Origin of the sequence: Citrobacter sp. Igbk 14, from assembly GCF_028069825.1 — a bacterium.
Lineage (GTDB): Bacteria > Pseudomonadota > Gammaproteobacteria > Enterobacterales > Enterobacteriaceae > Citrobacter.
Genome location: NZ_JANEWM010000020.1, coordinates 20,388 through 42,920, shown reverse-complemented (window position 1 = coordinate 42,920; position 22,533 = coordinate 20,388). Strand labels below are relative to the sequence as shown.

Annotated in this window: 18 protein-coding genes; 6 read left to right on the top strand and 12 right to left on the bottom strand. The window is 53.2% G+C overall.

The genetic code is table 11. The annotated features are described in order from the left end of the window. The first annotated feature begins 1 nt into the window (after position 1). Entirely contained in the window at positions 2 to 580 is a 579-nt protein-coding gene (gene acpT / locus NNN64_RS10125; RefSeq protein ID WP_271441299.1) for a 4'-phosphopantetheinyl transferase AcpT, read from the top strand. Between the two features lie 49 nt (positions 581 to 629). Then, positions 630 to 1,031: a nickel-responsive transcriptional regulator NikR gene (gene nikR / locus NNN64_RS10120; RefSeq protein WP_005121550.1), complete on the top strand. Its 402-nt coding sequence runs from the start codon at positions 630 to 632 to the stop codon at positions 1,029 to 1,031. A gap of 83 nt (positions 1,032 to 1,114) precedes the next feature. Here nikR and NNN64_RS10115 read toward each other — a convergent pair whose 3' ends face one another. The 10 genes from NNN64_RS10115 to NNN64_RS10070 form a co-directional block, all read right to left on the bottom strand. After that, complete coding sequence (locus NNN64_RS10115; protein ID WP_271441298.1) at positions 1,115 to 2,239, bottom strand: ABC transporter permease; 1,125 nt, start codon at positions 2,237 to 2,239, stop codon at positions 1,115 to 1,117. Beyond that, a complete protein-coding gene (rbbA, locus tag NNN64_RS10110) occupies positions 2,239 to 4,986 on the bottom strand; it encodes a ribosome-associated ATPase/putative transporter RbbA (RefSeq protein ID WP_271441297.1) in 2,748 nt (915 codons plus the stop codon). Before rbbA ends, NNN64_RS10115 begins: the two co-directional genes overlap by 1 nt. Further along, positions 4,983 to 6,050, bottom strand: coding sequence for an HlyD family secretion protein (locus tag NNN64_RS10105; RefSeq protein ID WP_202037506.1), 1,068 nt, complete (start codon positions 6,048 to 6,050; stop codon positions 4,983 to 4,985). The genes rbbA and NNN64_RS10105 overlap by 4 nt, the downstream gene beginning before the upstream one ends. A 362-nt stretch (positions 6,051 to 6,412) precedes the next feature. After that, complete coding sequence (locus tag NNN64_RS10100; RefSeq protein WP_271441296.1) at positions 6,413 to 7,579, bottom strand: iron-containing alcohol dehydrogenase; 1,167 nt, start codon at positions 7,577 to 7,579, stop codon at positions 6,413 to 6,415. 33 nt (positions 7,580 to 7,612) lie between these two features. Next, entirely contained in the window at positions 7,613 to 7,927 is a 315-nt protein-coding gene (locus NNN64_RS10095; RefSeq protein ID WP_271441295.1) for a putative quinol monooxygenase, read from the bottom strand. Between the two features lie 18 nt (positions 7,928 to 7,945). Beyond that, entirely contained in the window at positions 7,946 to 8,521 is a 576-nt protein-coding gene (locus tag NNN64_RS10090) for a glycerol-3-phosphate responsive antiterminator (protein WP_271441294.1), read from the bottom strand. After that, positions 8,518 to 10,077, bottom strand: coding sequence for an FAD-binding oxidoreductase (locus NNN64_RS10085; RefSeq protein WP_271441293.1), 1,560 nt, complete (start codon positions 10,075 to 10,077; stop codon positions 8,518 to 8,520). Before NNN64_RS10085 ends, NNN64_RS10090 begins: the two co-directional genes overlap by 4 nt. After that, a complete protein-coding gene (locus NNN64_RS10080; RefSeq protein ID WP_271441292.1) occupies positions 10,074 to 11,753 on the bottom strand; it encodes a glycerol-3-phosphate dehydrogenase/oxidase in 1,680 nt (559 codons plus the stop codon). Before NNN64_RS10080 ends, NNN64_RS10085 begins: the two co-directional genes overlap by 4 nt. Continuing rightward, on the bottom strand, positions 11,750 to 13,294 hold the full coding sequence (locus tag NNN64_RS10075; protein ID WP_271441291.1) for an FGGY family carbohydrate kinase: 1,545 nt from the start codon (positions 13,292 to 13,294) through the stop codon (positions 11,750 to 11,752). Before NNN64_RS10075 ends, NNN64_RS10080 begins: the two co-directional genes overlap by 4 nt. Beyond that, positions 13,291 to 14,766, bottom strand: a complete 1,476-nt coding sequence (locus NNN64_RS10070) for an MFS transporter (protein ID WP_271441290.1) — start codon at positions 14,764 to 14,766, stop codon at positions 13,291 to 13,293. Before NNN64_RS10070 ends, NNN64_RS10075 begins: the two co-directional genes overlap by 4 nt. 563 nt (positions 14,767 to 15,329) lie before the next feature. Between NNN64_RS10070 and NNN64_RS10065 the strand changes: the two genes are divergently transcribed. The 4 genes from NNN64_RS10065 (at position 15,330) to NNN64_RS10050 (ending at position 20,399) form a co-directional block, all read left to right on the top strand. Next, a complete protein-coding gene (locus tag NNN64_RS10065) occupies positions 15,330 to 16,619 on the top strand; it encodes an MFS transporter (protein ID WP_048213619.1) in 1,290 nt (429 codons plus the stop codon). Further along, positions 16,591 to 17,616 (top strand): zinc-binding dehydrogenase, encoded by a 1,026-nt coding sequence (locus NNN64_RS10060; RefSeq protein WP_202037499.1) that lies wholly within the window; start codon positions 16,591 to 16,593, stop codon positions 17,614 to 17,616. Before NNN64_RS10065 ends, NNN64_RS10060 begins: the two co-directional genes overlap by 29 nt. 20 nt (positions 17,617 to 17,636) lie before the next feature. Next, positions 17,637 to 18,821 (top strand): mannonate dehydratase, encoded by a 1,185-nt coding sequence (uxuA, locus tag NNN64_RS10055; RefSeq protein WP_271441289.1) that lies wholly within the window; start codon positions 17,637 to 17,639, stop codon positions 18,819 to 18,821. Positions 18,822 to 18,926: 105 nt separating this feature from the next. Continuing rightward, positions 18,927 to 20,399: a fructuronate reductase gene (locus NNN64_RS10050; RefSeq protein ID WP_271441288.1), complete on the top strand. Its 1,473-nt coding sequence runs from the start codon at positions 18,927 to 18,929 to the stop codon at positions 20,397 to 20,399. 10 nt (positions 20,400 to 20,409) lie between these two features. Here the strand turns inward: NNN64_RS10050 and NNN64_RS10045 are convergent, their stop codons facing one another. Both NNN64_RS10045 and NNN64_RS10040 read right to left on the bottom strand, forming a co-directional pair. Continuing rightward, entirely contained in the window at positions 20,410 to 21,081 is a 672-nt protein-coding gene (locus NNN64_RS10045; protein WP_271441287.1) for a FadR/GntR family transcriptional regulator, read from the bottom strand. 143 nt (positions 21,082 to 21,224) lie between these two features. Further along, positions 21,225 to 22,418 (bottom strand): NAD(P)/FAD-dependent oxidoreductase, encoded by a 1,194-nt coding sequence (locus NNN64_RS10040; RefSeq protein ID WP_271441286.1) that lies wholly within the window; start codon positions 22,416 to 22,418, stop codon positions 21,225 to 21,227. Positions 22,419 to 22,533: the final 115 nt, after the last annotated feature.

The following is a 22,533-nucleotide window of genomic DNA, read 5'->3' as shown; positions in this document are numbered from 1 at the left end:
TATGTACCGGATCGTTCTAGGGAAAGTTTCTGATTTAAGCACCGGCGTACTGCCTCATGCGCTCTATGAGCAGGCACCGCAGGGTGCTCGCCGCGCACGCTGGCTGGCGGGCCGCGTGCTGCTTTCCCATGCCCTTTCGCCATTGCCTGATATCGTCTACGGCGAGCAAGGAAAACCGGCCTTTTCAGCCGACACGCCGCTGTGGTTCAATCTTAGCCACAGCGGTGATGACATTGCTCTGCTGCTTAGCGACGAAGGGGAAGTGGGCTGCGATATTGAAGTCGTGCGCCCGCGCGAAAACTGGAAGACACTGGCAAATACGGTGTTCAGTCTCGGGGAACATGCCGAAATCGAAGCAGAACATCCGGAACACCAACTGGCGGCTTTCTGGCGCATCTGGACGCGCAAAGAAGCCATCGTTAAGCAGCGTGGCGGCAGCGCCTGGCAAATTGTCAGCGTCGATAGCACTACGCTGACAACCTCGCTCTCCGTTAGCCAGTGCCAGCTCGACACCCTGAGTCTGGCCGTGTGCACGCCAACGCCATTTACCCTGACAGCCGACGCCGTGCAGAGGCTGTAACTCCCGCATTCCCTGTGCGCCGACGCGCGACATGAAAGGTTAACTGCAGATGCAACGAGTCACCATTACTCTCGATGACGATTTACTGGAAACGCTGGATAGCCTGAGCCAGCGCCGTGGTTACAACAACCGTTCTGAAGCGATTCGCGATATTTTGCGTGGCGCACTGGCGCAGGAAACGACCCAGGAGCATGGCACTCAGGGCTTCGCGGTACTCTCGTATGTTTATGAACATGAGAAGCGTGATTTGGCCAGCCGCATTGTTTCGACGCAGCACCATCACCATGATTTGTCGGTCGCTACGCTACACGTTCACATCAACCATGACGACTGCCTGGAAATCGCCGTGCTGAAAGGCGATATGGGCGATGTGCAGCATTTTGCCGATGATGTGATTTCCCAACGCGGCGTACGTCATGGTCATTTGCAGTGCCTGCCGAAAGAAGAGTAATTGCCTGTTTCGTTGCCGGATGGCGGCTGCGCCTTATCCGGCCTACGTAGGCCGGGCAAGCGAAGCGCCCCCGGCAATGATGATTACGCCATCGTGCCAATCGTCTTGCGAAAGCGTAACAACGCTATCAGGAAAAACGCGCTGCCAATCGCCAGTAGCGTCAGGAACTGCGGCCAGACGATGCTGAACCCAGCCCCACGATAAAGGATCGCCTGCGCCAGGCTGACAAAGTGGGTGGTTGGCATGGTTAGCATGATGTCCTGCACGGCCTGCGGCATACTTTCACGCGGCGTAGAGCCTCCTGAGAGCATCTGTAACGGCAACAGCACCAGAATCATCAGCAATCCCAGTTGCGGCATCGATCGTGCCAGCGTCCCCATAAAAATACCGATCGAGGTAGTGGCAAACAGGCTCAGCGCCACACCCAGCATAAATAGCGGTATCGAGCCTTCAATCGGCACGCCGAGTACCCCTTTCACCATCAACATCAGCGACAACCCGGAAACGATCAACACCACCAGCCCCATCGACCAGATTTTTGCCATCATGATTTCAAACGGTGTCACCGGCATCACCAGCAGGTGCTCTATCGTCCCGTGCTCACGTTCGCGGATCAGCGCCGACCCGGTGAGCACAATCGCCAGCATGGTAATGTTGTTGATGATCGCCATCACCGCGCCAAAACGGGCAGGTTCCAGATTCGGGTTAAAGCGCATGCGCATTTCCAGCGCCACCGGCGGCTCAGTGTTATCACGGTAACGCGCCACAAAGCTGTTCACTTCGCCACTGATGATATTCTGGATATAGCTGTTACCGGTAAACGCCTGGCTCATTCGCGTGGCGTCCACGTTAACCTGAATATCCGGCTGTCGTCCTGCCAGCACATCGCGCTGAAAATCAGGCGGAATATTCACAGCAAAGGTATAGCGTCCGGCATCCAGCCCGGCATCCATTTCATCGGCAGTGATCATCTCCGGCGGTAAAAACCACGGGCGATAAAAGCTGTTCACAATGCGGTTCGACAGCTGCGACTGGTCCATATCGGCGATAGCAATCGGCGCAAGATGCAGCGACCCAGGCAGCACCGTCGCAGAAGAGTAAACCGATACCGTGAAGGCGAAGACAATCAGCGTCAGCATCGCTTTGTCGCCCAGCAGGCTGCGCAACTCTTTGATACCAAGATTATAAATATTACGTAATCGGCGCATCACCCCTCCTGTTTTTTCAGCAGTAACACGCTCAGACCGATCACCACCGGAATGGCGATTGCCAGCGGGATAAACAGCTGCCACAGATCCATCAGATCCAACGCTTTAGAGAACGTTCCACGCGCGATGGTCAGAAAATGACTGGTCGGGTAAATTTCACCAATCCACCGGCCCGGCCCTTCCAGCGAAGCCACCGGGTCGATCATCCCGGAAAACTGCGTTGCTGGGATCAGCGTGATAATCGCGGTACCAAAAATGGCGGCGATCTGGCTTTTCATAAACGTGGAGATTAACAGCCCCAGTCCGGTAGCAATGGTGACGTACAGCAGCGCGGCCAGCGTCAGGGTTAAAAAGCTCCCCTTATGCGGCACACCGAACACAAACACCGACAACGCGCACAGCAGCAGGAAGTTAAGCATCCCCAGCACGATGTACGGCAACTGTTTGCCGAGTAAAAACTCGCTGCGGGTCGTGGGGGTAACGTACAGATTGATAATCGATCCCAGCTCTTTTTCGCGCACCACGCTGAGTGCGCTGAGCATGGAAGGGATCATCATCAACAGCAGCGGGATCACTGCCGGAACAATCGCCGGCAGGCTCTTCACATCCGGGTTATAGCGATAACGCGTCTCAATGGTCATCAGCCCGTTCTGACCACTGGCATTGGGCTGACGCGCCATCACATCCTGCAGCCAGGTCTGGTGCATGGCCTGTACGTAACCCCTTACCGTTTCGGCCCGGCTCGGCATCGCGCCATCAACCCAGACGCCAATCTTCACCGGCGTGCCACGCGCAATATCGCGGCCAAAGTTAGGTGGAATTTCTATCGCCACCGCCACTTCGCCCGAACGCATTCGCTTGTCCAGCTCGTCATAGCTGGTAAGCGGCGGCTGCTCGATAAAATAGCGCGATCCCGCCAGATTCAGCGTCCACGCCTGGCTGCTGACGGTCTGGTCACGGTCGAGTACGGAGAAACGCAGATTTTCCACGTCCATGCTGATGCCGTAGCCCATGATCAGCATCAGAATCACCGTCCCCATCAGCGCCAGCGTTGAACGCACCGGGTCCCGCCGCAGCTCCAGCGCTTCCCGTCGGCTGTAGCTGAATAATCGCCGCAGGCTAAAGCCCTGGCGTGGCGGCGGACTGTTTTCATGCACCACCGGGGCCGCCGCTTGCGAAAGCGTCGCTTCCGGCGCCGGGCCTGCTGCTTCCTGTAGCCAGGAGATAAACGCCTCTTCCAGGTTGGCTGCGCCGCGTTGTTTCACCAGCTCCTGCGGCGTACCACTGGCGAGCACTTTTCCGGCGTGCATCAGCGACATACGGTCGCAGCGCTCCGCCTCATTCATAAAGTGGGTAGAGATAAAAATGGTGACTTTATCCTGCCGCGACAGATCGACCATCAGTTGCCAGAACATATCTCTCGCCACCGGATCAACCCCGGAGGTCGGTTCGTCGAGAATCAACATTTCCGGGCGATGAATCACCGCCACGGCCAGCGACAGGCGCTGACGAATACCCAGCGGTAAGGCACCAGGCAGCACGTCTTCAACATCGGTCAGCGAAAAGCGTTCGCTCATCTCTTGCACGCGTCCGGGGATTTCCGCTTCGGGGATATGGAACAGCCGAGCATGAAGCTCAAGGTTTTGCCGCACGGTCAGTTCGCTGTAGAGCGAAAACGCCTGCGACATATAGCCCACCCGACGGCGGGTATCGATATTTTTCGGGTCAACTGCTTGCCCAAATAGCCACGCCTCACCTTCGCTTGCGGGCAGCAGTCCGGTGAGCATCTTCATGGTGGTGGATTTACCGCAGCCGTTGGAGCCGAGAAAGCCGAAGATCTCCCCGCGGGGAATGCGAAAGTTAACGTGGTCAACGGCGACGAACTTGCCGAAGCGCATGGTCAAATCTTTCGCCTCAATGGCGACCTCTTCCTGCTCGGCGTGATAAGGCGGGATCACGACCGGCTTGTGCGCCTGACGCTGCGCTTGCGGTAACAGCGCGATAAACGCCTGCTCCAGCGTGGCGCTGTTCGTTTTTTCGCGCAACTGCTGCGCGCTGCCGGTGGCTAATACCTCACCCGCGTTCATCGCCACCAGCCAGTCAAAGCGCTCGGCTTCTTCCATATAGGCGGTGGCAACCAGCACGCTCATATTGGTCTGACGCTGGCGAATGCTGTTAATCAGATCCCAGAACTGGGCACGTGACAGCGGGTCTACCCCAGTGGTGGGTTCATCAAGAATGAGCAATTCCGGGTCGTGGATTAACGCACAGCACAGCCCCAGCTTTTGTTTCATCCCGCCCGAGAGTTTCCCGGCTGGGCGGTCGCGAAACGGCGCCAGCCCGGTGCTGTTCAGCAGTTCGGTAATGCGCGCTTCACGCTCTGCTTTGTCATGGCCAAACAGCCGGGCAAAGAAGTCGACGTTCTCATACACCGACAGCGTGTGGTACAGGTTTTTACCCAGCCCTTGCGGCATCCAGGCAATACGCGGGCAGACATCACGACGATGCTTCGGATCGCGCATGTCGCCACCCAGCACCATCACGTTACCCTGTTCAATCACCCGCGCACCGGAAATAAGCGACAGCAGGCTCGATTTTCCGACGCCATCCGGGCCAATCAGGCCCACTATACAGCGGGCGGGGATATCCAGCGTGATATTGTTCAGCGCGACCGTTGTCCCGTAATGCTGACTCACGCCGTCAAGGTGCGCCACAGGAGGAACGGGAACCAGCGCCAGATGCGTCATTGCGGCAACCTCACCACCAGGGAGTCAGGCCAGGCGCGGCTTTCATCCAGACGCACCCAGGCCATGCCCGGCAGACCGGTTTTCACGTACTCCAGATGCTGTTGTAACAGCTCCGGTGGGATACGCGCTTTCACGCGGAACATCAGTTTTAGCCGCTCATCACTGGTTTCAACCGTTTTCGGCGTAAACTGCGCGACGCTGGCGACAAAGCTGATGGTCGCCGGAATTCGCAGATCCGGCGCGGCATCCAGCACCAGTCGCGCTTCACCGCCAATCTTCAGCAGGCCAGCCTGTTCGGTCGGCAAGAAGAATGTCATGTAGACATCGCTGAGATCGACCATATTCAGCACGCGCCCGCCAGCGGACAGCACTTCGCCCGGTTCAGCCACGCGGTACTGCACGCGACCATCGCGCGGAGCTTTAAGCTCGCTGTCATCGATATCTGCCGCAATGCGTCGTTCGGTGGCCTGTGCAGCCTCGACCCGGGTTTGCGCCTGGATAATACTGGTGCGGGCGGCTTCAATCGCCGCTTTCGCGGCAGAGACCTGCGCCTTTGCCGATTCCAGCGCAGCACGCGCACTTTCAGCGGCGGCGCGGTCGTCATCCAGTTGTTGCTCAGACACCGCACCACGCTGGGACAGTGAACGGGAGCGCACGTGGCGTTTAGAGACCGACTGCAGCTCTGCTTCACGCTGTTTGACTACCGACTGCGCAGCGCGCATTTCACTTTGCCGCTGTTCCAGCAGCGCCCGTGCCGCCGCCACCGCACTTTCCGCTTCTTTGATTTGCGCGACCGCTTCCAGTCGCTGCTCGTGCAGCACGCGGGTATCCATTTTCGCCAGCACCTCGCCCTGGCGGACAAACTGCCCTTCCGACACGAGGATCGTATCAATACGCCCGGCAATTTTGGTGGCGATATCCACTTCAGTGGCTTCAATTCGGCCATTGCTGGCTGCAAACCCTTCAGGTATCCCCGCAGGACGTAGCATCCACCATGCTATCGCGGCCACCACCACCAGGATGCCCGCACCCCACCACACCAAATGACGCTTAAACTTATCCATATTCGACCCGCCGTAATCCCTGTTATCAAACGATGCGTGTCACAAAACCCACTGAACCGCTATTCAGTGAGAGATTCCATCCGGGATGAGAAGGAATGAAAAACGATGGCCAAGGAGCGGACAGGCGTTAAGGCAACGCTTACCGCGAAGGAAGTGAATGACGAAAATGCTGTGAAATCGGGTAGTAATGTTGTCATCATCAGCGTTCCTGGCCGGAAATGAAACACGCATACTCATAACTGCTATCTATTGAATACTAACACCTGGATTCGATATGTCTATTCGGTTGTTCTCGTGATGTCATCGGCCAAAACAGTGTCCGGCAATCCGCTCGCCGGACACGCTTCTGGCGAGTGTTCTGTTTAAAACGCGTGTTGGTATAGCCGCAACGCATCGTCTGCCGTGAGCGGAACGGGGTTGTTATCCAGAAGACGAGTCTGCTGCATGGCATCCTGAGCCAATATCACCAGCGTTTCAGCAGGTATATCGACATCGCGCAGCCTTTTCGGTGCACCAGACTCAGCAACAATGCGTACCATCGCAGCAATAAATGTCGCGGCATCTTTCTCCGTATCCCCCGACACCTCCTCGCCAATGACAGCAGCCAGCTCGGCATAGTACGGCGCAGCGACTGGCGCATTAAACTGCAGCACCGGAATCAGCATCAGCGCATTCGACAAACCATGTGGAATATGATGGCGAGCCCCCAATGGATAAGCCAACGCATGCACCGCCCCCACGGGAGAGTTAGCGAAAGCCTGACCTGCCAGCATTGCCCCCAACAACACACACTCTCTGGCTTCCCGATTGTGGCCATCATGGCAGGCAGTCACCAGATGGCGGCTAATTAAGCGTAATGCTTCCCGTGCCAGCGCATCCGAAATCGGGTTCTTCTTATGTTTACCGGTATAAGCCTCAATGGCATGAACCATCGCGTCGATGCCAGCCGCCGCCGTATGAACCGGAGGAAGTCCAAGCGTCAATTGCGCATCCAGCAGCACCAGGTCGCCATATAGCTGTGGTGCGACAATCCCCATTTTGCTGTCATCATTGGTCGTCAAAATCGAAATATTAGTGACTTCTGATCCCGTCCCTGCCGTGGTAGGGATGTTAATCAACGGCAGACGCTGCCCGGACACTTTGCCAATACCGTAAAGCGCCTGCAGATCTTGCTCTGAGTGGATTAACACGGCCACCAGCTTCGCGACATCCAGCGAGGAGCCGCCGCCCAGACCAATGACCATGTCGCAATGGTCATCACGAGCAACCTGTAAAGCTTCCCGGACAAGACGTTCCTGCGGATCGGGTTGGACCCGATCATAGACCGTCACCTGAAACCCTGCCTCTTGCAGGCTATGCAAAACAGGCGGCAGAATCCCGGCTTTGACCAGTCCGGGGTCGGTCACCAACAACACGCGACGCGCGCTAAATCGCGGCTGAATAATCTCCCCTACTCGTGATGCTCCCGCCCACCCGACGATAATTTCCGGTACAGTTGAAAACGTAAAATCCTTCATGACAGTGTTCATTGATGTACTCCTGGTAGTAAAAATGGCCAGCTTTTAACTACGCGGTGCATCGGCATGAGTGAGAAAGCTTTTCACCTCTTTACGCTCAAGCAACGGGTTGATAATCCCAACGCCAATACGTTGAAAATGCTCCGTTTGTCGGTGAATTTCGAGACCTTGTGCGCAACGATAAGTCTCAATAATCACAAAGCGATCGCCGTCTTCCGTGGAACGGAAAAACTCATAGGTGATGTTTTCAGGCTCCTGACGCGAGGCATCCGCAAGCAGTCTGAGCGCATCATTGACCTTGTCCCCCATTCCCTGACGAGAAAAATAATGTGCAATAACAAAAAGTTGTGAATTCTCCATAGTCGGGCTCCCGGTGTTCTAACGGTGAAGGTCTATATCCCATAACGCGCTATCACTGCTCGAAACAGCTATCGCGCCGTGTAACAGCGCCGTTTGAGCATGTTCCTCGTTACAGACGAAGCCTGATGCCACTATCGGCGGCAACACATTACGGTCAGCCTGTGAGAGTAACGGCAACATCTGCGCAGGCATCAGTTGCACGTAATCGGGTTCGCTTTGTTCTACGACTTTCAGGCTACGTAACCAGGTGGAACGGTCGGTGACAAAGATTTTCTGCATCGTCACCAGTCCACACTTTTTCGCACGCTGCACGGTTTGTAAACGCGTCGAAAGCAACCCCATCGCTCCCATTTCGGCCACATAATCAATGCCGCCCTTATCCTGGGACAGCCCATTGCAGCTGTCGATATTCACGATGACGTACTTCCCCGCCTTCGACAGCAGTTCTATCACCGGATGGAGCTTAATCAGGTCAATATTGGCAATAATGCAGACTTCTGCCTTGCTGGACAGCGCGGTTTTCAATTGCTCAATACCGTAAATCGCCATGATGACGGGCTGGCGTGCCAGGAGCACGCCAAGATTTTTGATCATTTTTGACCTGCCTGATGTGAAGGAAGATCGACGCTTAACCCCAGTTTGCCAGGGTTAAGGATATTTTTCGGATCCAGCGCGTATTTGATATCCGCCAGAACGGAAAGCGATTCGCCTAAAGAAGCCTGCATATAAGGCGAACGCAGGAGACCCACACCATGATGGTGGCTAAGGGAGGTGTTGTGCTTAATTAGCACCGCATTCGCTGCATCCCATGCTGCACGATACCAGGCCGCACGTTGCTCAATCGCCACATCACCGCGCAATGAGAAATAGAGGCATGCACCGTCGATGTAGGCGTGAGACTGATGCGCTGAACCGGCCAGCGTGCCGGGTACGGCGTTAATCGCAGCCACCACATCATCATACACGTCGCTAAGATCGCGCCAACGTCCCACCATTTCCAGTGTATCCGCCACCAGACCCGGGCTCTTTTTAAAGCCTTCAGCACTTTTTCCGGTCAGATATCGGGTGTCCAGCCAGCGTTCAAAAATAGCCTCGCCGTCGAGTTGTTGTCCGCTGCGTTGGCACACACGTTCGCTGATAGCCAGCACCGCATCGACAATCTCAGGCTCCCCCTCATCCGCAATCAACAGGACATTGGTCTCTGGCAGACCAAACTGCACGCCACTTTCCAGGTTATCGTACAGGCGCAACGCTGCGGGGTTCGCGCCATGCTGTAAAATTTCACGGCATGCCTCCAGTCCACTGGCGAAGCTGGAGAATCCCCAGGCGATGGCACGGCCATAGTCAGGTAATCGATGCAGTTTCAGACGCACACGGACAATCACACCCAATGTGCCTTCAGAACCAATAAAAATCTGCTGTAAATCAGGCCCCGTTGCGCTACGCGCATAGCCACCCACGGTGATTAAGCGGCCATCGGCAAGGACGACATCCATCCCATAAACCATATCTTCAATTTTGCCGTAGCGGGTCGACAGCTGTCCCGCGCCACGACAGGCCACCCAACCGCCCACGGTACTGATACCAAACGATGACGGCCAGTGGCCCATCGTCATGCCGTACTCTTTTTGGATAGTTTGTTCAAAAATGTCGCCGAACATGCCGGCTTCAACGTCAACAATCTGGCTTTGTGGATCGAAGTCGATAAGTTTGTTGAGTTCGCAAACGTCCAGCACAATGCCCCCCCGCAACGGCAATGCGGCACCAGTGACGTTACTGCGCCCAGCGGAAACCGTAACCGGGATTGCCAACGCATTCGCCAGACGCATCACATCCTGAATTTGTTCTACCGTAGAGACACGTACAATCGCCCCTTTTGACGTGGCCGGTGCGCCCTGGGTTTCCGCAATCATCGATCCGGCCCACCAGTCGCGGGTCCAGGTAATCACATCAGACTCCGACGTCAGCACCTCATCTGCAATGACCCGCAGCCGATCAAACGTTGCCTCGCTCATCGCCACCGGATCAATCTGCATCCCTTTCGCGCCACCGCTGCTTTTGATATCCGTCGCCCATGCCGGGCGTGTGTGTGCACCTACCGTATAATTTCCACGGTTGTAACCGCGTTTAATCGCTTCTTTACTGATCATTCGGATGTCCCCATAAGTGTTGATTTTTCATGTTTAATTGCCGCCTGATAGCTGGCTACCTGCCGGGCCACCTGTTCAGGCTGAAGCTTGAGCTCTTGTTGCAGAATTTCCCCCACGCGTTCCGCAGCATTCGCTGACGCATCACGAGCCATCAGACGGGCACGAATTCGGCGCGATAACACATCATCAATGGTACTGGCGAGTTCATGGCGCACGGCATACACCACCTCCGCTTCGGTATAGGGGAGACCTTCCACAATTGGCTTTGCCAGTAAGGGATTGGACTGGATAAGGTCACTGACAAAATGCGCTTCAGTCCCGTAGCGCTCCCCCAGGTGCGCAGACAAACCGCCCGATGCCAGAATCGCCTGCGGGTCATAGCCCGCCGCCCCCAGCAACCAGGCGGTTTTGGTTGAGCAGGCCTTTTTACGGCCGAGTATTTTGCTGGCGGCATCGATGGTCTCTTCTGCCATATGACGTGATGTCGTCAGTTTGCCGCCGACAATCGTAATCAGACCATCTGCCGCAACCGTGATTTCATGATTACGTTTCATCTCAACGGTCTTGCCTCCCGCCGTCCCCACAAGAGGGCGGCAACCGGCGATACTTCCCACCACGTCTTCCGGGCGGAGATCGGTTTTCAATGCCGAATTCGCCCCTTCCAGCAGAAAGTCCAGTTCAGCGCGATTGCAGTGAACATCATTGAGATCGCCCTGATAATCTTCATCCGTGGTACCCAAATAGGAAACGTTGCCCCAACGGGTGATCGTCGCACGGCGACTGCGCCCGGCAACCGGGATCGTCACCGTGCAATCATTGCGGATCTTCATCCACGGAATAGCAACATGTACCCCCTTGGCAGGACGGATATTCAGCGGCGATGCATCACCTTTTTTCAGTCCATTCCAGTCACGCAGCCAGACGCCCGTCGCCATGATGACAACCCGCGCGTTGACCTGAATTTCTCTGCCATCGGCATAAACGATGGCCCCATTCACTTTGCCGTGCCGGTCACGCGTGGTTTCGATGACTTCCGCGTGGTTGGTCACCACCGCGCCATGAAACGCCGCCGTGCGCACCAATGCCAACGTCAGTCGGGCATCGTCGACGCGGGCATCGAAATACATAAAACCACCGGATAGCTGTTCTTCTTTGAGCGTCGGGCAATGCGACAGCACTTCCGCAGGGGTCAATTTTTGGTGAAGGATGCCTTCCCGCCATCCTCCCGCAAGGTCGTAGGTCCAGAGCAGGCTTTCAAATGCAGCGGACATCCGCTTGTCGAATACGCCATTTTTATCGAGCACCGGGAATAAAAAGGGTAACCGTTGCACCAGATGACGGGCATTCCTCCGCATACGCTGGCGTTCGAGTAAAGAGTGGCGAACCAGTCCCAGATTTCCTTGTTCGATATAGCGCAGACCGCCGTGTACCATTTTCGATGACTTTGATGAAGTGCCTGAGGCAAAGTCACTTTTCTCAATCAGCGCCACCCGGTAGCCACGCAGGCTGGCATCCAACGCCGCGTAGGCTCCGGTTACGCCACCACCGACAATCAGAATGTCGTAGGTGTCGCTTTCCAGTCGATCCAGTTGTTCAGCACGCTGGAGACGTAATGGCTCTGCACCGTACATCTCACTACAGGTTTTGTTGGGCTTTCGCGAAGGGAAAAACTTCATGAGTAAGTGTGCTCCTGATTAGCTGAGGTGAGGCTGTCGGCGGCTTCCATTTCGAGTGCAATACGCATCGCCCAGCGATTAATTTTTTGTTCGCGAAGGTCATGACTGATTTTTGGCTCAAATAGCCGCGCGGTTTTTAGCATGGCGCAGGCATCCGACAGCGAGTCCCACAGCAGCCCATCGGCACCGGCCAAAAACGCAACGCCACGTAAACTTGCCCGCGCCGTTTCGGCCATTCGCCGCACGGGAATACCGCTAAGATCGGCCTGGATTTGCAATAACGTATCGCTATTTGATAACCCTCCCCCGACCACCAACTCTTTTGTGGGGATCCCAGTTGCCGCTTCATTTGCGCGAATACAGGCCGCGACCGAATGCGCAATCCCTTCCAGAATCGCGTAGGCCACCTGCGAGCGCGTGGTCGAAATTGAGATACCGTTCAGGGACGCACGGGCATGAGGCTGGAGATGGGGTACGCGTAGCCCCGTTAGCGCCGGAATAAAACTTACGCCACCCGCGTCGCTAGCCTGCGCGGCCAGTTCGCTGATGTGTTCAGGTGAGTCAAACCAATGCAGCTTTTCGCACACCCAGTTGAGCGCCGAACCGGTAGTGGGGACAAAGGTTTCGACAGAGAAATGCGAAAGCCCTTTTTGGCGACGCGCCGTCATGGTGAGCGTACTTTCACAACCCTTTTGCAATGTTGGTACCGTTGGCCCCATCATTAAATCAACAAAGCTGCCAGTGCCATGCATACAAAAAGCCTGCCCTCGCTCGGTACACCCCAGCCCAATTGCCCCTGCAAACTGATCCCCTGCACAGGCCAGGATTGGCACGCTAATCCCCAGAATATCTTCACGCGTGGTGCCGAAGTCATCGGCATCATCATGTAATTCAGGCAGCAATGACGCCGGAAAGCCCAGCGTCTGTAGCCATGGCAAATGATAGTGATGCTCTTTGAGGCAATACGCGCCAGCAGAGGTGGCATTTGTCGGAGTGGTGACACTTTTTTTCTCCTGCGCCAAATGCCAAAGCAACCAGCTATCAACGGTACCAAAGACCAGTGTTCCAGCCTGATACGCCTTCGCCACCGCAGGCGTATTGGCAAGATGGTGCGACGCCCAAAGATAAGGAGAGCGTATCCCAACCGGTCGCCCAATCAGCGGCAGCAGTTTTGCATCCCATTCAGGGGCTAGCTGGGCCAGTTCATCCGTGAAACGCGCATCCTGCCAGACCATCGCCGGAGTTAATGCCTTGCCCGTTTGCGCATCCCACAGCACTGCCGTTGAGCGTTGGGTCGCAATCGCCAGCGCCACAATGCGCATCTTGTTGCATTGCGCGCTCGCTATCGCTTTGCGACAAACCTCAATAGTGGCCTGCAAGACCTCATCAGCATCTTGTTCCACCACACCATGACGCAGACTACTGACCTGAAGCGGCTGGTATTCCAGGCAGTGAACCTGGCTATTTTGTGCAACAACTGCCGCACGGGTCCCCGATGTACCTTCATCGATAGCCAGAATGACATCTTCGTATTCACTCATTTCGTACTCCTGTTTGATTCTGGGGCCATCGACTCTGGATAAGGTGAATGGGGTGATTCGAACTGCGGTGCACCTGGCTCGTTATCCGGCTGAATAGTGGTGCGAGTGGGGTCCCACGGAATAACAAAACAGATAATGCTCGCAAACAGCGGCACGGCAGACATGATCAGGAAGGTCGTTTGCAGGCCATACAAATCACGGAAGACCGGGAAAATAAACAGCCCAAGCGCCGCACCTATTGCTCCGAGCGCACCGACCACGCCGTTCGCACCAGCCCGCAGTTCACTGCGAAAAGAGAGTGACGACAGGCTTTTCCCGTTTGCACCAGGTCCGCCAGAGTGGCAAAGAATAAACAGTGCAGGGACCAACAAAGAGGCCCAAAGTGGCATAGTGTCACTGAACAGACCCAGCGTGAGTAGCACGAGGAAGGCCACGGCAAAGCCGATCGCCGAGGAGCGGCGCAACCCCAGACGGCGGCCAATCGCGGGAGATAAGAAACCGCCGACGATACCGAAAACGTTAAAAAATAGTGAACACAAGGTTGCATAAACAAAGTTTTTACCAAACATCGCAGCACTAATAACCGGCAAATACCAGCCCACACCGAAATATTGGATCGACTGACAGATTTGAACGGTCGAAGCCAGAATCGTACGTGGTAAATAGACGCCACGAAATATTAACAGCACATTTTTTGCACCTTTTTCAGCCTGCCCAATAACGGGTTTCTGTTCTGCTTTCGGCGCCAGAATAAATTGGTCACCGTATATTTTATTCATGGCAACGATAGCTTCAGGTAATCGGGATTTCCTTGCCAGCCAAACCGGGCTTTCCACTAAATAGCGGAACTGGAAAAATAGAACGATGAGTCCACATAACGCCGTTACAGCAATAGAATAACGCCAGATGGCATCACCTACGTCCCATGAGTAAAACATCAGCGCTAATACCAAATTTAAACAAACGGCAACATACCAGACACCCTGCCAGGTATTTAGACGGCTTTTGAGTTTCACAGGCGTGAACTCTGCCAGCATGGCCATTGCCACAGCAAAGTCCATCCCGTAAGAGACACCAACAAAGAAGCGACCTACGATAATCGTGCTAAAACTGGAAGATGACATCACCAACAAAGCACCAATCACCGCCATTATTTTGGCAATAATCAGCGGTGGCACACGACCCCAGCGATCGGCTATCCAGCCACCAATCGGGTTAAATAATATGGCGACCCAGGATGAAAATGAGGTGAGTAGTGCAACTTCGGTCGCAGTAAGATTTAAATTGCGGGTCATTGGGTTTAATCCAGCACTGAGGGCTGAATTTGAAAAAGCATCAAGAAAAAGACCGCCTAGTGCCAACCACCAAATAACACCAGCTCTGCCACTGATTTTTCCCCTGGCATCGATGCAATTAATAACATCATCTACACCACGGATTTTTATCGGATTTGAGAATGAACATGCGGACATGGCTTTCCCCTTCATAATATTCGGAAGAAGGTCGCCATTAGCTAAAAAAATGCAATAAGAGACCATCTTAATTTCACAGATAGTCTCTTATCTAAAATCTGTATTTTTCCACTCTAGAAGGTAACCCAAAGCGTGTCAAAGCGACTTTTAGTCCCATCGTTGATTCTGTGACATGTAGCTCAAATGTTAATGAAACATTACAAAAAGAGGTCGTTATGAACCCTTTTTCCGTTCTCAGCGGGTGGGATACCACTGTGACTGTACCTGGCCGCTGCGCTGGTTGACTGATTTGCGCTGAACGTTCGCCGTTCTCCCTGTACGACGCTATTGCAATATCCACCCAAAATAGGTGTTGAATACGAAGCTCGTTCTTATCCTAAATTTCACCGCTAACATTAAAAACCTTAAAATTCATAAAGATATGCAAACGCGCATTTGATCGTGATTATTTAACGCGCTAATTTTTCGTTATGTTGATCACATTCGTATCAAAAGAATGGTGATCTTAAAATAGGTTTTAAATATTGTGGTCAGGCCGCTAGACCACAATAAGAGGATATATCATGAAAAGAAAAACAATGGGATGGCTTATCGTTTTTCTTCTTTTTATAGTTTACATGCTTAACTATATGGATCGTTCAGCATTGTCGATCACCGCTCCACTCATCGAAAAGGAATTAGGATTCAATGCTGCTGAGATGGGTATGATATTCAGCGCATTCTTTGTTGGTTATGCACTATTTAACTTTATCGGTGGCTGGGCCAGTGACCGATTTGGCCCCAAAACAGTATTTCTGGTCGCCGCATTACTCTGGTCAGTATTTTGTGGGATGACCAGTCTGGTTACTGGCTTATGGACTATGCTGGCTGTTCGCGTATTATTCGGCATGGCTGAAGGACCGGTCAGTGCTGCAGGTAATAAAATTATCAACAACTGGATTTCGCGTAAAGAATCTGCCACTGCCATCGGTATTTTCAGCGCAGGCTCGCCGTTGGGCGGCGCAATTTCCGGTCCAGTAGTTGGCCTGCTGGCTCTTTCATTAGGCTGGCGTCCGGCATTCGGTATTATTTTCCTGTTTGGTTTAGCCTGGGTATTACTTTGGTATTTCATTGCCAGTGATAAACCCTCAAAAAGTAAACACCTCGCCCCGGAAGAACGTGTCGATTTTGAAAACCATGATGACATCATTTTAGCGGATGACGGTAAAGCGATGCCTTCTCTCGGCTACTACATGAAGCAACCGATGGTGTGGGCAACGACGCTGGCCTTCTTCAGCTATAACTACATACTCTTTTTCTTCCTGACCTGGTTCCCAAGCTATCTGAACCACTCGCTACACCTTGATATTAAAGAAATCAGTATTGCAACGGTGATCCCCTGGGTAATTGGTGCAATCGGCATGGTATTGGGTGGCGTATGCTCTGACTTTATCTATCGGGTAACGGGCAACGCCCTGCTTTCTCGCCGTCTCATTCTCGGTGTTTGCCTGGCTGGAGCGGCAATCTGTGTGGCGGTTTCTGGAACGGTTACCACTATCGGCAGTGCCGTTGGATTGATGTCAGTCTCGTTATTCCTGCTGTATTTGACTGGACCTATTTATTGGGCAGTTATTCAGGATGTCGTGCACAAAGATAAAGTGGGTAGCGTCGGTGGCGCCATGCATGGGCTGGCAAATATATCCGGAATTATTGGCCCTCTGGTCACCGGGTTTATTGTTCAGTTCAGCGGTAAATATGATTACGCATTCTATCTGGCTGGTGCTATTGCGATTGTTTCCAGCTGTCTGGTATTCGTATTTGTCAAAAATAAAGGATTAAAAACAAATGAAAGTCAAAGCTGTCTACATCAATAAACCTGGTGAAATTGAAACCCGTTGGGTTGATTACCCAGAAAAGAAAGATAATGAAGTATTAATAAAAGTTGATGCTGCTGGAATATGTGGATCTGATATAGGTGCATTTCGCGGTACTAACCCCCTGGTGACCTATCCACGTATTATTGGACATGAAGTCACGGGTATTGTTATTAAACAAGGCAAGGGCATGCCAGCAAATATTAAGGAAGGTGACCGCGTTATTGTTGATCCTTATATTTATTGTGGTCATTGCTACCCCTGTTCAGTGGGGAGAACAAATTGCTGTGAAAACCTGAAGGTCATTGGCGTACATATTGATGGTGCAATGCAGGAGGTGGTTGCTCACCCCGCGCATTTGATTCACAAAATCCCGGATGACGTCGCCACTGAGATGGCTCCGTTGGCTGAACCATTGACTATCGCACTGCATGCGTTACATCGCGCCAAACTGACGGCCGGGGAGCATATCGCCATTATTGGAGCCGGTGCGATTGGTCTGATGGCTGCATTGAGCGCATTGCGCTACGGTGCGACGCCAATTCTGATCGATATCGTGGACGAACGACTTCAGTACGCAAAATCGCTGGGCGTGCCTTACGTCATCAATCCGTCGAACACCCAGGTTGTTGAGGCGATAAAAGATATCACGCAAGGGACGATGGCACAGGTTGTCGTCGAAGCATCTGGTGCCAACAGTGCAATTCGCGAAACGCTGGATCTTGCTTCGTTTGCGGGTCGTATTGCTTTCACCGGCTGGCCAAAACAGGAGACATCGTTACCCACTAACCTGATCACGTTTAAAGAGTTGGATCTGCGCGGATCACGTACCAGTGCTGGCGAATTCGAAGAAGCGTTACAGATGCTGGCTACGCTGAACATTAATCCTGCGGATGTCGTCAGCAAGGTGGTGAATATTGATGATGTGCCTGACGCCGTGAAGGAACTCGATCAATATCCGGAACGCTATCTGAAGATCAATGCGACCTTTCATTAATTTTTCCAGGAGATAAAGCGATGGAACAAACCTGGCGTTGGTATGGCCCGAACGATCCCGTGTCGTTGTCCGATGTTCGTCAAGCCGGTGCAACGGGTGTGGTAACTGCGCTGCACCATATTCCAAACGGTGAAGTCTGGTCCGTAGAAGAAATTCTCAAACGCAAAGCGATCGTGGAAAAAGCGGGTCTGGTCTGGTCGGTCGTGGAAAGCGTGCCGATCCATGAAGACATCAAGACCCACACGGGCCAGTACGACCTGTGGATCAAGAATTACCAGCAGACGCTGCGCAATCTCGCCCACTGCGGCATCTTTACCGTGTGCTACAACTTCATGCCGGTTCTGGACTGGACCCGTACCGACCTGGAGTATGTGCTACCCGATGGTTCAAAGGCTCTGCGTTTTGACCAGATTGAGTTTGCCGCCTTTGAACTGCATATCCTCAAGCGTCCCGGTGCGGAAGCGGACTACAGCGCGGAGGAAATTGCACAGGCTCACCAGCGTTTTGCGGATATGAGCGAAGAGGACAAAGCCCGGCTGACGCGAAATATCATTGCCGGTCTGCCAGGTGCCGAGGAAGGCTATACGCTGGACCAATTCCGTAGCCACCTTGCAACCTATAAAGATATCGACAAAGCGGCCTTACGGGAAAATTTTGCCTGGTTCCTGAAAGCCATTATCCCGGTAGCGGAAGAAGTAGGTGTACGTATGGCGGTTCATCCGGACGATCCGCCGCGCCCAATTCTTGGCCTGCCGCGCATCGTTTCTACTGTAGAAGATATGCAGTGGATGGTGGATACCGTAAACAGTACTGCCAACGGTTTTACGATGTGTACAGGATCTTACGGCGTACGCGCAGACAACGATCTGGTTGATATGATCAAACAGTTCGGCCCGCGGATTTACTTTACGCACCTGCGTTCCACACAACGCGAAGATAATCCCAAAACCTTTCATGAGGCGGCGCATCTTTCCGGGGATGTCGATATGTACAGCGTCGTGAAAGCGATAGTCGAAGAAGAACAGCGACGTAAAGCGGAAGGCAACGCCTCACTTATCCCCATGCGACCAGACCATGGTCATCAAATGCTTGATGATCTGAAAAAGAAAACCAACCCAGGGTATTCCGCTATTGGTCGCCTTAAAGGCCTGGCTGAAGTACGCGGCGTTGAACTGGCTATCCAGCGCGCCTTCTTCAATCAGTAACCACATTGCCGCATGGTATCCCCGCCATGCGGTTTTTCACTTTCAGTCAGGACCGGTCTTTGATAGCGCATTATCAAAGAAGATCATCAATGACAGGAGTTTGTCATGGACAAGAATCTCGCCACCGCCCAGATTTCCACCCCACGCCCACGCTGGGATCGTTCACGCCTTGTTTCGCGCATCGTACATCTTGGTTGCGGTGCTTTTCACCGCGCTCATCAGGCGCTCTATACACATCATTTGCTGGAAAGCAGTGACAGCGACTGGGGTATCTGTGAGGTCAACCTGATGCCCGGAAACGATGCCACACTGATTCAAAACCTGAAGGCGCAGGATCTGCTGTACACCGTTGCCGAGCGCGGAGCACAAACGACAGAGCTTAAAATCATTGGCTCGATGAAAGAAGCGCTGCATCCTGAATTTGACGGTTGTGAAGCCATTATCCACGCAATGGCCCGTCCAGAAACGGCCATCGTTTCGCTGACCATCACCGAAAAAGGATATTGCACGGATGCCGCCAGCGGCGAGCTGGATCTGAATCATCCGTTTATCCAGCACGACATTGCTCACCCACAGTCCCCCAAATCAGCAATGGGTTATATCGTCGAAGCCCTCGCTCTTCGCCGTCAGCAGGGATTGAACGCTTTTACTGTGCTGTCCTGCGACAACGTTCGAGAAAATGGCCGCGTCGCAAAAACCGCGGTCCTGGGTTTAGCCGCCGAGCGCGATCCGCAGTTGGCTGAGTGGATTGCCGAACAGGCAACGTTCCCATGCACAATGGTCGACCGCATCGTTCCGGCAGCAACAGAAGAGACGTTAGCGCAAATCGCTGAACAGCTTGGGGTAGATGATCCCTGTGCCATTGCCTGTGAGCCGTTCCGTCAGTGGGTGATTGAAGATAACTTTGTCAATGGACGCCCTGACTGGGATCGCGTGGGCGCACAGTTTGTAGCAGATGTGGTGCCATTTGAGATGATGAAGTTACGCATGCTCAACGGCAGCCACTCTTTCCTGGCCTATCTTGGTTATCTGGGCGGTTATGAAACGATTGCCGATACGATGACCAACCCGGCGTATCGCAACGCTGCGCTGGCTTTGATGCTCAATGAACAAGCGCCGACGCTGTCAATGCCGGAAGGAACAGACCTTGCGGCTTATGCTGAGCTGTTGATCGCGCGCTTTACTAATCCATCACTGAAGCACCGAACCTGGCAAATTGCGATGGATGGCAGCCAAAAATTACCGCAACGCTTGCTGGACCCCATTCGACTCCATCTGAAAAAAGGCGAAGACGCTCGCCATCTGACGTTGGGAGTCGCCGGTTGGATGCGCTACATCAGCGGTGTGGATGAACAAGGTCATCCGATTGAGGTGATAGATCCGCTGTCAGCACAGTATCAGGCTATTTATCAACAGTATCCATCAATAGAAGAACGTGTCCGGGCGCTGTTAGCCATTGACACTATCTTTGGGAGAGACCTTTGCGATAACGCAGACTTTATCGAACGCGTAACCGCTGCCTGTCAGCAATTGCACAGCGTAGGCGCACGTGCAGCGGTAGCCGCTCTAAGCCAATAGCGTGGTGTTATTAAAGACCCACGATCTGTCTGACATAGGCCAGATGTTCCAACGATTTTTGGTAAGCACCGTCAGCATCAGCCTGGCGGATCGCATCCACAATCGCTTTATGCTGTGTATTCATGCTGGTTAATACATCCCGATTGCCGGAACGTTTGTCCAGTCCGGCATACGGGATATTAACGCGCTGTTCCCACAGCATTCGCGACATATCAAGCAGTACGCGGTTCTGGCTGGCTTCTGATACTGTCAGATGGAATTGCTTATCGAGGGAATAAAAACCATGCACATTGTTTTCGCTAATGGCCTTTTCCATGCTGAGATGCAGTGCTTCAAGCTGGCTAATGAGATCATCTTTCCCGGCCTGAGCAGCAAGACGCGCGCAATGGCTGTCGACCAACTCACGTGAATAGAGAATTTCTTCAATCGAATAATCACTGGTGGAATGCTTTTTATCCGCAACAATCACACCATTACCTGACTGGATGGTGATCCACCCGGAAATCTCCAGCACAATCAGCGCTTCTCTGAGCGATGCGCGACTTACACCAAGTTGCTTCGCCAGCTCACGTTCGGGTGGTAAGAAGCTTCCCGGCGGAAAAATACTATCATTGATGAGCTTAATGATGAGATTGGCTATCTTTTGATAGAGCCGCTCCTGTTTTACCTCAGGAATAACCATGTGTCTCCCGTTCTCTTATCTGTGCGATTTTTAACTGATTTATCATATCATTCCTGGAGTTAAGAAACGCACGTCAGAGTCAGTTCATGTATCACACATCACTATGATATTTTTTCTTATTGTGTGCAGACAGAATCTTTCACTTATGCAGACCCCAAATCCTGTGCGCATGCCCAGGCGCTCGACCACGCCCACTGGAAGTTATACCCACCCAACCAGCCGGTGACATCCATCACTTCACCAATAAAGTACAGCCCTGGCACTTTGCGGGCTTCCATCGTGCGCGAAGACAGTTCGTTGGTATCTACACCACCCAGCGTGACCTCCGCTGTGCGATACCCTTCGGTACCGTTCGGCTGCACCCGCCATTCAGTTAGCGTCTCCACCAGCGTTTGCTGATCGCGTACGTTAAGTTGTTTCAGCGTCACATCCGGGATTTGCCCTAATTGCTGCAGGCACTCCACCAGACGTTTCGGCAACTGCATCGCTAACGTGTTCTTTAAGCTCTGATTTGGATGTGCGCTTCGTTGTTCGTCGAGAAAGCTCGCAAGGTCAACATCCGGCAACAAATTAATGCTGACAAATTCGCCGGGCTGCCAAAAACTGGAAATTTGCAAAACGGCCGGACCTGAAAGCCCACGGTGCGTAAAGAGCAGGTTTTCACGAAATACGGTGCCATCTTCAGCGGTGATAACGGAGGGAACAGACACACCAGAGAGCACCTGAAGCTGCTCCAGCAGTGGCTTATGCAACGTAAAGGGCACCAGGCCTGCGCGCGTCGGCAACACCTTCAGTCCAAACTGTTCGGCAATTTTATAACCAAACGGCGTTGCCCCCAAACCCGGCATGGAAAGTCCACCGGAGGCAATAACCAATTTCTTCGCCCCGACCGTCATCCCGTTCAGTTCCAGAATGAAGCCGTCATCATCTCGTGCGACGCTCAGGACTTCGCTACGTAACCGCATCGTAACGTTACCTTTTTCGCACTCGGCAACCAGCATATCAACGATTTGTTGGGCCGAATCATCGCAGAACAGCTGACCGAGCGTTTTTTCGTGCCAGGCAATGCCGTGTTTCCCCACCAGATCGATAAAGTCCCACTGCGTATAGCGAGCCAGCGCCGATTTGCAAAAATGCGGGTTTTGACTCAAATATGCGGCAGGTTCCACATAAAGATTGGTAAAGTTGCAGCGCCCTCCGCCGGACATGAGGATCTTACGTCCAGGCTTTTTACCATTATCAATCAGCAGTACTTGACTGCCTGCTTGCCCTGCCTGCGCGGCACAGAACATACCCGCTGCGCCAGCGCCTATAATAACGGTATCAAACCTTTCCACGTTGCGATCCTCTCTAAAAAGCGGGCGTGAATTGTAAAGATTCCTCAGTGGTCGCACCAGCACCAAACTATCAATAATAGGTATTTATCTGAATTCTATAGGATAATTCTTTAGT